This is a genomic window from Aporhodopirellula sallentina SM41 (assembly GCF_000346505.1).
Classification (GTDB): domain Bacteria; phylum Planctomycetota; class Planctomycetia; order Pirellulales; family Pirellulaceae; genus Rhodopirellula; species Rhodopirellula sallentina.
Window position 1 is genome coordinate 1 of record NZ_ANOH01000422.1, and the last position, 15,136, is coordinate 15,136.

9 protein-coding genes and 1 pseudogene are annotated in these 15,136 nt (G+C 55.7%); 7 read left to right on the forward strand and 3 right to left on the reverse strand.

The window, feature by feature from the left end:
• Window positions 1-39: 39 nt before the first annotated feature.
• Both RSSM_RS27315 and RSSM_RS27320 read left to right on the forward strand, forming a co-directional pair.
• A pseudogene (locus tag RSSM_RS27315) lies at window positions 40-1,479 on the forward strand (succinate CoA transferase); the annotation flags it as partial.
• A gap of 36 nt (window positions 1,480-1,515) precedes the next feature.
• Window positions 1,516-2,550: a peptidase M42 gene (locus RSSM_RS27320; RefSeq protein WP_008687393.1), complete on the forward strand. Its 1,035-nt coding sequence runs from the start codon at window positions 1,516-1,518 to the stop codon at window positions 2,548-2,550.
• On the opposite strand, the gene RSSM_RS27325 is transcribed toward RSSM_RS27320, so the two are convergent.
• The gene (locus RSSM_RS27325; RefSeq protein ID WP_008687396.1) at window positions 2,551-3,531 is read right to left on the reverse strand and encodes an RluA family pseudouridine synthase; all 981 of its coding nucleotides are present in this window, start codon (window positions 3,529-3,531) and stop codon (window positions 2,551-2,553) included. It lies immediately after the preceding gene.
• A 525-nt stretch (window positions 3,532-4,056) separates the two neighbouring features.
• On the opposite strand from RSSM_RS27325, the gene RSSM_RS27335 reads away from it, so the two are divergent.
• Window positions 4,057-6,405: a sulfatase-like hydrolase/transferase gene (locus tag RSSM_RS27335; protein WP_008687398.1), complete on the forward strand. Its 2,349-nt coding sequence runs from the start codon at window positions 4,057-4,059 to the stop codon at window positions 6,403-6,405.
• Window positions 6,406-6,721: 316 nt separating this feature from the next.
• On the opposite strand, the gene RSSM_RS27345 is transcribed toward RSSM_RS27335, so the two are convergent.
• Entirely contained in the window at window positions 6,722-8,002 is a 1,281-nt protein-coding gene (locus tag RSSM_RS27345) for a DUF1559 domain-containing protein (RefSeq protein ID WP_044303805.1), read from the reverse strand.
• 122 nt (window positions 8,003-8,124) lie between these two features.
• Between RSSM_RS27345 and RSSM_RS33415 the strand changes: the two genes are divergently transcribed.
• The 3 genes from RSSM_RS33415 (at window position 8,125) to RSSM_RS27355 (ending at window position 11,653) form a co-directional block, all read left to right on the forward strand.
• Window positions 8,125-8,511, forward strand: coding sequence for a hypothetical protein (locus tag RSSM_RS33415; RefSeq protein ID WP_144060164.1), 387 nt, complete (start codon window positions 8,125-8,127; stop codon window positions 8,509-8,511).
• Window positions 8,512-8,865: 354 nt separating this feature from the next.
• The gene (locus RSSM_RS27350) at window positions 8,866-10,443 is read left to right on the forward strand and encodes an MFS transporter (RefSeq protein ID WP_008687407.1); all 1,578 of its coding nucleotides are present in this window, start codon (window positions 8,866-8,868) and stop codon (window positions 10,441-10,443) included.
• Between the two features lie 172 nt (window positions 10,444-10,615).
• The gene (locus RSSM_RS27355) at window positions 10,616-11,653 is read left to right on the forward strand and encodes a family 16 glycosylhydrolase (RefSeq protein ID WP_008687409.1); all 1,038 of its coding nucleotides are present in this window, start codon (window positions 10,616-10,618) and stop codon (window positions 11,651-11,653) included.
• Window positions 11,654-11,675: 22 nt separating this feature from the next.
• Here RSSM_RS27355 and RSSM_RS27360 read toward each other — a convergent pair whose 3' ends face one another.
• The gene (locus tag RSSM_RS27360; protein WP_044303806.1) at window positions 11,676-14,129 is read right to left on the reverse strand and encodes a sodium-translocating pyrophosphatase; all 2,454 of its coding nucleotides are present in this window, start codon (window positions 14,127-14,129) and stop codon (window positions 11,676-11,678) included.
• Window positions 14,130-14,621: 492 nt separating this feature from the next.
• Between RSSM_RS27360 and RSSM_RS27370 the strand changes: the two genes are divergently transcribed.
• A partial coding sequence (locus RSSM_RS27370; protein ID WP_008687416.1) for a c-type cytochrome domain-containing protein occupies window positions 14,622-15,136 on the forward strand: 515 nt, incomplete at its 3' end.

Consider the following 15,136-nt stretch of genomic DNA (forward strand, 5'->3'; position numbering starts at 1 on the left):
GTCTTTACCGTTCCCGTACCATGACGGCCGAGTGAGGCCGCCGAGATCATCGAACACGATATGATGGTCGCCATGAGCGGATTCACGCCCGCGGGGGCCGCCAAAGCTGTTCCACGCGCGATCGCAAATCGAGCCAAACAGATTCACGCAGCGGGCGAACCATTTCAAATTCGATTGCTCACCGGAGCATCCACTGGCGAGAGCGTGGACGAACGTCTCGCCGAAGCCGACGCGATCAGTTGGCGAGCCCCCTATCAATCGTCGCGGGCGCTGCGAAAGAAGATCAACTCCGGCCAAGTCGACTTTGTTGATATGCACCTGTCGCACCTGCCACAGTCGGTCATGTTTGGTCACTTTGGCGAAATCGATGTCGCCGTGATCGAAGCGACAGAGGTGACTGCCGACGGGAAGGTTTACCTAACAACCTCGATCGGTGCGTCGCCGACGTTTCTGAAGAAGGCGAAGAAGGTCATCATCGAAATCAATCGTGCTCAGTCGCGAGACATCAGTGACATGGGAGACGTGGTGATTCCCAATCGCCCACCGAACCGGCTCTCGTTGTCACTCAGCCATCCGCTCGAGAGGATCGGTAAAAAGTATGCGGAAGTCGACCCTGCCAAGATTGTGGGAATCGTCGAAACGGACCAGCCTGACGAACTCGGTGGTTTTACCGCGTCGGACGAATTGAGTGAGAAAATTGCCGGGTATGTTGTCGAATTCCTAAGCAACGAACTCGCCTCCGGCCGGATTCCGTCGAGTTTCCTTCCCCTGCAAAGTGGAGTCGGAAACGTTGCAAACGCGGTAACCGCGGGCGTCGGCAAGAGTCCTGACATCCCTGACTTTTTCATGTACACCGAAGTGCTTCAACCGGCTCCGTTTGCCTTGATGCGGAGCGGTCGCCTTCGTGGGGCGAGTTCGTGTGGTTTGACGTTGCTGCCTGAACAGATGCAAGAGATCGCCGACGATATTGAATTCTTCCGCGATCGCATCGTATTGCGACCGCAGGAGATTTCCAACAACCCCGCAGCGGTTCGCCAACTCGGTGTGATTGCCATGAACACCGCGTTGGAGGTGGACCTTTATGGGCACGTGAACTCCACACACGTCTGCGGCCAAAACATCATGAACGGCATCGGCGGCAGTGGTGACTTTGCACGCAACAGCTATCTGTCGATGTTTGTTTGCCCGTCGGTTGCCAAGGGAGGTAAGATCTCGGCGATCGTACCGTTGTGTTCGCACACCGACCACAACGAACACTCGGTTCATGTGATCGTCACCGAACAAGGGCTCGCGGACCTTCGCGGCCTCGCCCCGGGTGAACGAGCACGCACGATTATCGACAACTGTGCTCATCCGATGTACCGCGATTATCTGCACAAGTATCTCGACAACTCGTCCGCTGCCCATATCAGGCACGATCTGCAACATTGCTTCGATCTGCATCGCAATTTCATGGAATCCGGCGACATGCTCGGGTAGGTTGCGACGCGCGATCTTCCGGATGCATTGACCGCTATGAAAGAGTTTCTGAATTTGCTTCGCGCCCTGGTGCGCGAACCGTCGGTTGTTGGTATGGAGGATGCTTTCTTTCGAGTGCTGCGCCGTGAACTCGAAGAGTACCCGGTCCGTGTGACTCGGTATCACGGTTTGTTGGTCGCCGAAGGTTCTCAACCGGAGAGCCACTTCGTTTCGGCCCACGTCGACCGACACGGGTTGATGTGCACCGGTCCGAATGAGTTTCAATACGCGGCGTTTATTGCCGGCAACCGCGGAGAGCTCAACGGCGATTCGATTTCGGAACAGTTTATGGAGACGATCGCGGGTCGTTTCCACGGACAGCGCGTTCAGGCTCACACACCCTATGCGGGTTCGTATCTCGGGCAGGGAAAGATTGTCGAAACATACATCTGTCCTCGTCGCCGAAACCTGATCTTTGAGCTCGACGGACTGGACTTCCTGCAGCCTGGAACTCCGGTTTCGTTTCTCGATCGCCTGAAGGAAGCCGACGGTCTGATCTCCGCGCAGCTAGACAACGTCGTGTCGGTCGCGATGTTAATCGAACTGATCCGATCGGGGTTCCAGGGCACCGCTTTGTTTACCGCCGGCGAGGAGGCAGGGCGTAGTTGGCGGTTCGCGGCGGAGTGGTTCCAACGACACGATATCACAACGGACCGGCTGATCGTTCTCGACACCAGCCCGTTTGCAACGGTCGATGACCTGGAAATGCAGGACGTCGTCCTTCGTAACCGAGATTCCAACGCTGAGTTTGATACCGAGTTGACCGCACAACTGCAGCGTGAATGCGAAGACCTCGGCGTCACCTATCGGTACAAGGACGCGTATATCGAAGACCTGAATCGGACGAGGGAAAAGCCGATGTCGATCGGTCGCACGGAACTCGGTCGTTTAATCCAAGCCACCGGAGGCGTCATCTGCGGGACGACGCTGCAATTGCCCACGTGCTCCTACCACACCCAACTCGAAACCGCCCGCCTGTCGAGCGTTGATGCGACACTGCGTTTGCTCTGCCGAATCACGGAAACGGCTTAACTACGGTGCAAACGTTGTGGGCTGAGCCCATGGCGGTGGCGGGCTTTCGTAGGCGGTTTCCTGTTCGGTTTGAGGATGTTTGAATTTCAGCCGCCAAGCGTGGAGGCACATTGGTGGCTGGTCGATGTCGAGGGTTTGGATGATGGCCGATTGATCGTTTTCGGCGGTTGTTTGTCGCGGGTAAAAAGGGTCACCTAACACAGCGTGGCCGATCGCTGCGGCGTGCACGCGGATTTGATTGGTGCGGCCGGTCACGGGAATTGCAGTCAGCAGCGAAGTGCCGTCGTCGTTTCGCTGCAGACATTGGAAATGGGTTTCCGCAGGAGAACCTTGCTTATCAATCGTCCGTGCCCCACCGGTTCCCGCGTCGGTGGTCGGACCTGCCGATCGCGCATGACCGATCGGGAGGTCACAGTGGTGCGATTCCCAGGGGACATGGCCGTGGACTCGAACGAGGTACGTTTTTTTGACCCGGCGTTGTTCGAATTGAGGCTGAACGATCGCTGCTGCTTCCGACGATTTGGTAAAAACGACGACGCCGGTGGTGTTTGCGTCGAGCCGGTGAGCGATCCGCAGTTTTACGTTCGGGTAGGCACCCTCGAGCAGTTTGGTGAGCGTGTTACGATTGAACCGACCGCTCGGGTGAACCGGCAACGGGGCAGGTTTGTCGACGACAAGTAGCGATTCGTCATCGGCGATAATCCGTATCGTGGCGTTGACGCGAGGTTCCACGAAGTCTCGCATGGCATGGACGTAACGACCGCCGATCCGCATGCGGTGGTCGATCGAAAGCGTCTGAGAATCCAGCGTGATGTCACCCGCTTCGATCCAATCGAGCCATTGTTGGCGCGGGGTCGGCGGATGGTACTCCAGCAAAAAGTCGATCAAACGCATGCCCGATTGCGATTGTCGGACGCGAATGGATCGTTCGTTTAAATAAGGCCGGCAGCCCGGCAGGTCATCGATTTGAATCGTTTTCATTGAATCGGGATCGGATCAGGGGCTCGCTAACTTAGCAATTTGTGCCGCCGCCGGTCCATCGGTGGCTCTGCATGGCGTTTTGAGGAGAACGGCGAAAAGTATGCGTGCGTTCTGTGCTGCGAGCGTGGCATTCGTCATTGTTCGGATCGGCGGGCGACGCCCTGGGGGTTTGGTGTCTGATGACACGAGTCGGTACATGCCTGTCATCGGAGTAGTTGCAATTTATAAAGGACTTCTTGTTGACGTTTCAGGTTGGGCGTCGATTAGCGGGATGAGGCAATTGCTCGGTGACCGCGTGTTGCATTTCCGTATGGTCGGTAGGTGATGGTGCAAAGGGCTGGTGTTCTTGATGACCGCTCTGCGTGACGACTATCGAGCGTCGAGGTCGCTGCGTTGGAGACGCCGTGGGCGGGGTAAATCGGCCGGGTATTGTGGTCGGGGATTGTCGTTCGGTATTGGGCGTCCGAAATTGGGGCATGCACGTGGCAGGGCCTCGCGTATTTTTATTCTGGTTAAATGGTGCTAATGAATTGCTTGCGTTTTTGTTTGGCAGCGGTGATAGTCCGGTTCAGTTGCGTTATTGCTGTTTGGCAGTTGATCGGTGTGCTTTTCCTCGCTGAATGTTGGGCAGGGGGACGACCGAATATTGTTCTCGTGTATGCGGATGATATCAGTGCTCGCGAATTACCCATCTATGGTTCGTCAACGTGGACCATTAACCGGGGCGAAGATAGTTCGGACCCGGCGGTGAGGGCGAAGACGCCGGTCCTCGACCAGATGGCTCAGGAAGGATGTTGGATCAAGACCGCGTGGGCATCGGTTGTTTGTTCGCCTAGCCGCGCGATGATGATGACCGGTCGGTACGCTCACCTGCACAAATGGTGGAACAATTCCTACAAAGGCCGGTATCGTAATGAAATTGGCAAGGTCACAACGTGGCCGCTGTACGAAAGCTCGCCTATGCTGATCGGGTACGTGGCACAGCAAGGTGGCTACGCGACGTACTGGGCCGGCAAGACTCAGATGCCCGGTGACCTGCGCGAGTACGGCTTCGATCAAGGTTGCTTCACGCCGGGCAGTCTTTCAGACAAAGATAATCCATTTACCGACTTCAAAATTGTTGGCAAAAAAGTCAACGGTCAGAAGCTCGTCATCAACGAAGACACCGGCGAGCCGTACGATACCTATGATCAACACGGATGGTATTTCTATCCGCATGTGCGTTTGATGAACCATGCGGACAAAGACTTCCAGTGGTGGCCCAACACGCCGGAAACGATCGACTCGTTTGGCTTGGGCACCTACGGACCGGATGTGGAACTTGATTTCATCTTTGATTTCATGGACCGGCAACACGAACAGGGCAAGCCGTTCTTTGTCTATCACACCACACACCTCGGCCACGGTGCGTTCGATTGGCTCAATCCCGAAAACGGACAGACTTGGCCAGGAACACCAGTGATCCGGTGGGATGGAGACGGCTACACGCGTACGGAGCCAAAGATTACCGGCGACCACGGCGATTATGACACGCATGATACGGTCACCGATGTTGGCATCCATCACCACATCAACTATCTCGATTACCAGATGTGGTTGTATCGGAAGAAATTGGCCGAGATGGGAATTGCGGACAATACGGTGATCGTTTTCTGTGCGGATAATGGAACGGCCGGCTACGGCAAGAACAGTCACGAAAAGCAAAAGGGAGTTCACGTTCCGATGATCATCTACGCTCCCGGCATGACCAAGCATGGCGAGCAAGATGTCTTGGTGAACATGTCGGATTTATTGCCTACCATCGCGGAGTTAACCGGGGTCACGATTCCTGATGAGTATGAACACAACGGCGAGAGCCTGGTGCCGTTTCTGTTCACCGACCAAACCAAACATCGCGAGTGGCTCTACGGCTACAGTCGCGAGCGACAAATGATCCGCGGCGACTTGGTTATGAAAGATGGCTATGACCGTTGGTACGATGTCTCGAAAGATCCTGCCGACCTGATCAGTTTCCCTGAGATCACCAACTGGAATGAGGTTTCGGAAGCGCACCGTGCCGAACGCGACAAGTTGCTCGAGGTGTTGCCGGAGTTCGATCTGTTCGAAACGGAACCGGATGCTCCTGGTTCAAACCTCCCTCCCAAGGAAGACAAAAGGAAGGGAAAGAAGACGAACAAGGATACAAAAGCAAAGGACGCCAAAGCAAGTGTTGGATCCACAGCGTCGGGCCCTGGATGGATGGTTGCGTTTGAGGATTCCTACGACGATCGAACCGACGTTGGCGGCAATTACACCATCGGTCCGGGAATGCAAGATGGTTGGTCGGTCACCGACGGAGTGCTGTTGGGGCAGCAAGTCAAAGACGCCCATGGCTCAACGATTCGTGTTCTGCAAGATTTTGACGACGTCGACATTCAGTTCGATTTTCAGTTCCAAGGCGGAACCAGTTTCAATCTCGTTATTGATGATCAGAATGAAAAGTCGGTGCATGCTGGACACATTTGCCGGGTTTCGATATCGCCCAAGCGATTGCGGATTAGCGATGACAAGAAGGGCGGTATGAATTTGGAGGTGCGTAAGCAACGCCAGAACCCGAACCTTTCCCCGGAAGAGTCAGAGGATCTTGTGGAGATTTTGGCGTCTACGCAGTCAGCGGCCAAAGTGGATCTTCAGCCGAACGATTGGCACAACCTACGTGTGCGGATCAAAGGCGAGACAATGAAGGTGTTTCTCGATGGTGAACTCGCAACGACGCTGAAGTCGCCCGGAATCGATCATCCGACTAAGAACAAGTTTGGATTTACCGTCAACGGAACAATGTTCGGCTTCGATAACCTCGTTGTTCGGACCCCGGCGGACATCGCGATACGATAGTGTATCTGTCCGCTTTGTTTGCTAAGGGCATACGAAGAATCCAGCATGGTGTCGATGTTTCTTCGATCCATCATCGCCTACTGAAAATCATGCTGCGTCGAATGCTCTCGCAATTTGAAACGGAACGTTTCCGATCCCGTGGTTGGAGTCGCCAAAATTCGCGACACCGAAACATGGCGACATTGAGAACGCAACAATTTCGGTGCGGAGCCTTGCTATTGGGATCTCTTTTACTGACTAGAACGATTCGTTTGATGCCGGCCGCGTCGATCGTGGAGCGAATTCCACGACCGACGCGTCTATTTGGGTCGCGGCCTTAGAATTCGCTTTCAATCACTTCCTTGGCAGCGCGAGTTCCCAAGGCTCCCCACAACCCGTAGGGGCTTTGGGATCCTGGGGTGGATGATGGTGGTCCGGCGACGCCTTCCCAACTGACCATTTGTGCGGTGTTGGACCCGGCTTCGATCGAGTCCGTAATGAATTTCACTGCACCGTCACCCATTAGGACATGGACTCCACCTTGGTGACGACTGCTAGGCCCGTAGATGCCGTTGGCTTGGTCACCGTCCGCTGCGGCGATCGTGCACCAACCCTGCAATGTACTGCCGCTAGCCGTACCGCCATGGATCGCTCGCAGTGTCGACGCACAGACGGGTGAGTTCGGCGGTAAAATTGTGGTAATGACGGAGTACAGCGGGTAGTACGACGCCCACTTGTAACCACGTCCGAAGCCCGAGTTCGTTCCACCGAGGTTGGTCGTGCCGTTGGCCCAGAATTGAGGACGTTCCGGATCGGTACCTGTCAGACAGATCGAAGGGTTACCTGACAATGTTGTCGAGCTTGCTGGGAAGATTCCCGATCCATCGAATTTCGCATCGGTACGTGTATCGCGGTCACCCAGGTCAGTAGCAATTTCGCCCATCATGACCGTGTTTGCCAACCCGTCGAGAATATCTCGGAATTTCGTTTGATAGCGTGGCACGAATACACCACGATCCGTCGAGCGTGATCGTTCCGCGTAACCCTGGTTGCTGGTCAAAACATGACTCATTGCCCCAACGATCTGGCAGTATGCGCTGTCACCCAAGCATGCCGCGTAGTTGGTCCGGCCCATCGATGGCAACCCGAAACCCGGGTCACTTGGACAACGGAGGGTCGGGATATTGGTAACCCAAGGGTCATAGGTAATGACCTGTGGGGTTGGCCCCATCGCCTGATAGATTGCCGGTCCGCCCAAGCTCGGATCGTTGTTTGCCAATGGGTTAACCACTTGTTCCCAGATCGCCTGCTGTTCTAAGAACGGCAAGAGGCCCACCAACATGCTCAGTTGTGACTTGTTCTCATAGTAGTTACCTCCGAAGCTCCAACGAGGCAGGTAGCTACCGGTTCCGTGTTTTGGCAAGGCGTTGTAGGCGCTGTGGTAGTTGTGCACTGCCAAGCCGAGTTGTTTGAAGTTGTTGCTGCAGCTCATCCGGCGTGCCGCTTCCCGCGCCGCTTGGACCGCCGGCAGCAAGAGCCCAACGAGAACGCCGATGATGGCGATCACCACCAGCAGTTCCACTAACGTGAAACCACGATTTGAATTTGAACGATGCATGACAAATAGACTCCGATGAAGGAAAGAGTGGGAAAAGGAAACGCGAGTCAGCCCCGAAAGGTTCGTCGTTGATATACAGCTCGAGAAATCGGAATTGATTTCATGGATCGACTATCCCGAAGGTGATTCAAAACGAAGCAACGAGTTGGTTTCGACGCGTGTTGGCTGAACGCGGTCCGGCGACGAGGCTCACTGCTGAGGGCAGCGGATCCGACAAAACAATAAGATTGCGGCTTGATAAACCCCGTCGCTTGGTGCTATTGTATGACAAGGCGGTTCGCTTAGCAACTGTGTTCTTGTGTTTTGCTTTCAGAAGGAGTTTTTCAATGGTTCGAATGCTTGTTTTGGTTTTGGTCGGGACTTTTGCTGTGGCTGGTTTATCGGGCTGCGGTAATGAGGGAGCGACCAATGTGATGAACAGTGCCAGCGAGAAAGAGAAGGCTGACTTCATCGCGCAGTACAAAGCGGACATGGAGCGTCAGCAATCCGAAGCAACCGGGCAGAAATAGGCCGGGCCTTGATATAGAGGATGTATCGAGAGGTTGTGTCACGAACCAGTGACGCACAGGGTGCGGCACGGCCTCTTTTGAGGTTAGCGATATTCGCCGAGAGTTGGGGGCGGGCTTAAGACTTGCCGAAGGTCTTGGCGACTTTCGCTACGAGCTCGAACGCGAATTCGAACTCTTGACCGCGGCGAGACACTAGTCAATAGACAAACGAGATCGGCAGCGGACGGTGTGTTTTGATTCTCGGTTTTCATGCGGTCGGGCCAGGCAGGGTGCCACGCGATCGATGATGGGATCGCCTACACTGTTACCGTCAACCCAACATATGCACGGACCGTTCATCCAAGATCTACTCTCATGAATTCGAAGACTCGCAACGCATTCCTATTTGCATCCATCGTGTCGATGGGAGGCTTCGTTTTCGGCCTCGACGCTGCGTTGATTTCCGGTGGCGTTGATTTGATTCAAGCGGAGTTCGATCTCTCTGCGGAACGGTTGGGGACTGCGGTTGCGTCTCCTGCTCTCGGTGTTTTATTGGCGTTACCGTTTGCGGGTTTCGTTTGCAATCGATTTGGTCGCAAGACAGCGATTGTTGTGATCGCCATCTTGTATCTGCTCTCGGCGATTGGTTCGGCGGTCGCGCCGAATTACTGGTCGTTGGTGGCCGCAAGGTTTCTCGGAGGCGTGGGATGGAGTTCGATCACACTTGCGTCGATGTACATCGGAGAGATCGCGCCGCCGAAGTGGCGTGGCAAGTTGGTTTCGATGACTCAGATCAACATCGTGATCGGTCTGACGATTGCCTATTTCATTTCGTATCTGATTCACTATCTCGCCGGAGCCGACATCGGATGGGTTCAGTCGCTCGGGGTGACGCCCGCGAATTGCTGGCGTTGGATGTTGGCGGCGGAGGTGCCGGTTTGTTTGATTTGGATGGGGCTAGTACTCGTGATTCCCGAGAGTCCCTATTGGTTGATTTACAAAGGTCGGGACGAAGACGCGGCACGTTGTCTGACGCGGATCATGCACGAGGATGAGATCGCCGCGCACGTGGACGAAGTCAAACAGAGTCTGCAGCAAAGTTCACAAGATCACTCGATGAAGGCTCAGTTGTCCGAGATATTCGGGAAGCCGATGCGGCTGACGTTCATCATCGCATTCACGATCGCGATCGCTCAGCAGTCGTGCGGGATCAATGCTGTTTTGTTCTACGCCCAAACGATCTTCAAACAGCTCGGGATCGGCGACAATGCCGCATTTGTGCAGGCGATTTGGGTGGGTGTGATCAGCGTCGTCTTCACCGTGCTCGGGCTTTTGTCGGTCGACAAAGTGGGGCGCAGGCCGATGGTGGTGGGCGGAATGCTGTGGATCATCGCTAGCCTAGGATTGTGTGCGTACACGTTCCATGAGGCACGTTACACGTTGTCGGCAGAGTCGATCGGGGAGATTTCCGAACGCTTGGAAGACGTGCCTGAGATCACATCGATTGGCACGCTAGCGGGCACGGAGTTTTCGAGTGACATCGAGTTTCGCGAAGCTTTACGCGGATTGATCGGACGATCGGCAACGACGAAGCATTTCAACATGTTTCTCGAAGAGGCGATTCAGATCAACGCGACGTTGATTTTGGTCGGCATTTTGAGCTTTATCGCAGCATTTCAGTTTTCGGTCGGTCCGGTGATGTGGGTGCTGTTCTCGGAACTGTTTCCGGTTTCGGTTCGTGGCACTGCGATTCCTTTCTTCGCGATCGTGACCAGTTTGACGAGTTGGTTGGTGCAGATCTTTTTCCCGTGGCAGCTCGAGAACATGGGGATGACCACCATCTTCCTTTCCTATGCAGCAACCGTCGGTGTGGGGCTGGCCATTTTGTATTTCACTTTGGTGGAAACCAAAAACCTGAGTATTGAAGAAATCCAAGCCAAGTTGTCGTCGTGAAATCGCGTGAGACACCGCGTTGGCTCACGAGAGCGTTTTGGAAGTCTATGTGAGAACTCGTCAGCCGATCGAGGCTCGCTGCGGTTTCCATGACAACCCCAGTCTATGCCCGCCGGCGAAACAATTCATTCGTGTTCGGTTTGTCCTCCCACGTTCAGTCGAGAGTTAATCCATGTTCGAAATCTTGTTCGCGAAACGTAACACCGCGTTGTTGATACGCAGCGTGTTGACGACGGCAATGGCTTTGCAGTGGACGGTCTTCGTAATGGCAGAGGATTGGGTGTCAGCGAACCGAATTAACTCGGGGTCACAACCGGTGCCGTTTTCGGATCCGACCAATGATGGCGGATGGGTTTACAACACCGAAGTGAGCGATGAGTTTGACGGTTCGGAAGTGAACGAAGATCGATGGTACATCGTCGGAAAATTTGAGAACGGTAAACCGTTCTACAAGCATCCGGACAAACCGGAGAAAAAGGTTTGGAAGGGACGGGCTCCGTCGCAGTTTTCGGGACGGAATTACCGGCTCGAAGACGGCGTGCTGAAACTCGAAGTGCGGTGGGAGCCGGACTTTCCGTTCAGCGATGAGATTCGCCAACCGGTTTTCGGTGACGCGATGCCGTACGAAAACATCACGACCGCGTGTTTCATCTCACGCAAACCGTTTCAATATGGGTATATCGAAATCAAGAGCAAAGCGGCCGATGCCCAAGTCAGCAGCGCGTTTTGGTCCACCGGAGAAGGCATCGAATTCGATTTCTTCGAACAGTACGGTGACGGCCGCGGAAAGGCGAAAGAGCATCTCGATAGCGAACTGTGGTGGTCGGTCCGAGATTGGAAGAAATTGAAAGGAAAGCCGGTGTATACCGAACGCAAAGACGTCGGTTTCCGGTTTGCGGATGACTTCCACGTGTACGGTGTTGATTGGAGCGAAAATGGGATCAAGTATTATCTCGATGGGAAGTTGCTCTCCGAGGTAACCGCCGGCGACGTGCGGCAGTGGGCTCGCGAAAACCGCGACGTCGATGAGGAATACGACGGCTACGTCGCCACGGTGCCGATTCATCTGTGGCTGGACAATGAGACTTTCCCGTGGCACGGAATCCCGAAGAGCAAAGAAGATCTCGAACGCAACAGCCCCGAGGGCGAGAAAGACGACGGCGTTGTCGACTACGAAATCGAGTACGTTCGCGTGTGGCAAAAGAAATAAGGTTTTGTCGGCACTTGGTCGGTTAGAAAATTTCCAACGCGACGAGCGAGTAACGAACGATCAGACCGGCGACCACGACGCTGACCATGCTCATCAATTTGATCAGGATGTTCAGGCTCGGGCCGCTGGTGTCTTTGAAGGGATCGCCAACGGTGTCGCCCACAACGGCGGCTTTGTGAGCGAGGCTACCTTTGCCGCCATGGTGTCCGGCTTCGATGTACTTCTTCGCGTTGTCCCACATGCCGCCGCTGTTGGCCATGAAAACGGCCAGACAGAATCCGCTGGTGAGACATCCGGTGAGCAGTCCGAGGACGCCGCCGACGCCGAGGAGCAGTCCGACCGCAATCGGAAGCAGCAACCCGAGCAGGCTAGGGAGGATCATCTCTCGCTGCGCCGCCTTGGTACTGATCTCGATCGGACGTTGGTAGTCCGGCGCTACGGTGCCTTCGAGGATACCCGGGTTTTCGACGAACTGTCTGCGTACCTCCACCACCATCCCCTGTGCGGCGCGGCCGACGGACTTCATCGTCATCGCGCAGAACAGGAACGTGCTCATCGCACCGAGAAACACACCGACGAGAACTCTCGGATTCATCAACGTCATGTCGAAGTAATGCAAGAAGTCCTGCAGCGTCGCTTGAGTGACTTCAACTCGGTCACCTTCGATCGCTGTGTTCAGCACGACGGAGTCGAACGATTCGCCGCCGTTGACCGCATGCCAAGTCTCGCGTTGTTGAGGTGACTCCGAACGCGTCGGCATGATCAGGAAGGTTTCGGTCCCCGACGGAGTCTTCTCGATCATCAAATTGTTGTTCAGTTTGAAGTAGCCCTCGCCGGATACTTCTGCGGCGACCTCGGTACCCCAACGATCGAAACCGTCACGGACACCCTCGACATAAGCGGCGAGCAACGCGAGCGCGGTGAGTGCGGCCGAACCGATCGCGAATCCTTTTCCCGTCGCGGCGGTGGTGTTTCCGAGGCTGTCGAGGGCGTCGGTTCGTTCGCGAACGACCGGTTCGAGACCTGCCATTTCCGCGTTCCCGCCGGCGTTGTCCGCGATCGGGCCGTACGCGTCCGTCGCCAAAGTGATGCCGAGCGTGCTGAGCATCCCGACCGCGGCGAGACCGACTCCGTAGAGCCCCAGCGAGAACCGGTTGAAGTCGTTAAACTCGCCCCCGTTGGCAAACCCAAAGGCGAGGAACATGGCGGCCGACACCACCAAAACCGGAAACCAAACGCTCAGCATTCCGTCGGCGACCCCGCCGATGATGATGGTCGCGGAGCCTGTTTCCGCTTCGCTGGCGAGGTGCTGCGTCGTTGCGTACTCATCGCTGGTAACGCGTTCGGTCCACCATCCGATCGCCCAACCCGCCATTAGTCCCACGACAACACTGACTGCGATTCCAGGAACGATTCCAAAGAACATGGTGCCGGGCACGGGCGGCATCAACCAAATCGATAGGCCCACCGAACCGATCACGACCAAGAGTGACGATCGATTGATTCCTTGTGAGAGTGCTTTTAAAAGGGCCTTCTGCGAAAGCGTATCGCCAGTCTTGACGGCGTAAACTCCTGCGATCGAGCAGAGGATTCCGAAAGCGGCGATCGCCAGCGGAAGCAACATCGCGTGAAGCTGCGCGGAGGTAACGTCGCCACCTTCAGCGAGCATTCCGTCTTGGCACATCGCGGCGACACCGAGTGCCGACGCGGCCAAGATCGATCCGGTGTACGACTCGTAAAGGTCGGCACCCATGCCGGCAACGTCGCCAACGTTATCCCCGACGTTGTCGGCGATCGTCGCTGGGTTGCGTGGCGAGTCTTCGGCGAGGCTCTGCTCGACTTTGCCGACCAGATCCGCACCCACATCGGCTGCTTTCGTAAAGATGCCTCCACCGACGCGAGCGAAGAGTGCCTGCGCGCTGGCTCCCATGCCGAACGTCAACATCGTGACGGAAATTTGATGTAGGCTCATCGCGGATTCTTTGCCACCGATCATCGGGACGAGCCAATACAATCCGGCGAACCACAAACACAGGTAGAGCAACCCCATGCCGACAACGGTGAGCCCCATCACGGCGCCGCTGCGGAAAGCGACTTGCAATCCGTCGTTGAGGGAAACGCGGGCGCCCGCCGCGGTCCGGCTGCTCGCTTGCGTCGCCGTTCGCATGCCGATCCACCCGCACAGTCCGCTGAACAAACCACCTGTCAAGAAAGCGATCGGGGTGAAAACCGATAGGACCCGCAGTCCGATCGCGGCGAACGCGAGCAACAGTGTCACGACCACGAACACGATTGCCACGACTTTGTTTTGTTGTCGGAGATAGGCCGCCGCGCCGATTCGAACGCTCTCCGCGATCGACCGCATTTCGTCGTTTCCCTCGTCGGCTTGCATCATCTGATGATGAAACCGTCGTGCCCATCCCAGCGCGATGACTGATGCCGCCGTTGCAATGCCCCAAACCAGAATAGCGTTCACTCGGTGATCCTCCCAAAGTTGCTCGCGAATTTCTATAGACACCTCTGCTTCAGCTTAACAGGAACCTCATCGAGGGTGTGGTCGGCCCGATCGGTTTCGGTTCGGCGGTTTCGAAATTGGTTGCGTTTGGGTGTCCGCTGCGGCAACGCAAATCGCATTGTCATAGTAAATCCGTTGTCGAGTTCCCACAAACAGGCGGGCCGAATCGTTCTGTCGATGACGGCTGCTTGCCGTGGTGGATGGGATCGTTCTCCTGTCGCGTTTGTCGCTTTGCGTAGAGAGTGGACGTCATGATTTGACGCGGGATCGCACTCGTGTTGACCACGCAAAATTCAGATCGAGTGGTTGCAAATCAGCTGGTTGGGCGGGTTACACTAGGCGGAGATGGGCTTCGCAGCCGGTCCGGTGGAACCTGAATTGAAGCTGCATCACATCTTCGAATAATCGCCCTCGTTTCTAATTGACCCTTTTTTCCATTTGAGTTGACTGCCCATGTCACATCTATTTGCGTTTCGTCGCACGTTCGTGTTGACGGTTTTGGTCAGTCTGGCGAGCGTGGGCTCGCTCGGGGCTCGGGCGATCGCGTCTGAATCAACCGACCGGGAGGCCGAGAAATCCAAACTGGCCGCGGATGTGAAAGAGCTGTTGCGTTCGCGATGTTCGCAGTGCCACGGGAATGATCAACAAATCGCCGATCTGAACGTGCTGTCTCTGGAGTCGCTGCTGGCCGACGATCAAGTCGTGCCGGGCGACGCGAGCAATTCGCGTTTGTACGAAATTTTGATCGAAGACGACGAAGACACTCGGATGCCCAAAGGGGCTCCGCCTCTATCGGAAAAAGAACTCGCCCTGGTGCGTCACTGGATCGAAGCCGAGGCGCCGGAGTTTCCTGCCGACATCGAACAACCGGTCGAAGAAGACCGTGACGATTCGCTGACCGGACTCGTCGGTGTCGACTACGTTTTGAAACAAATCCTCGCTCACCAGAGAACGCTGTCGGCGGAAAA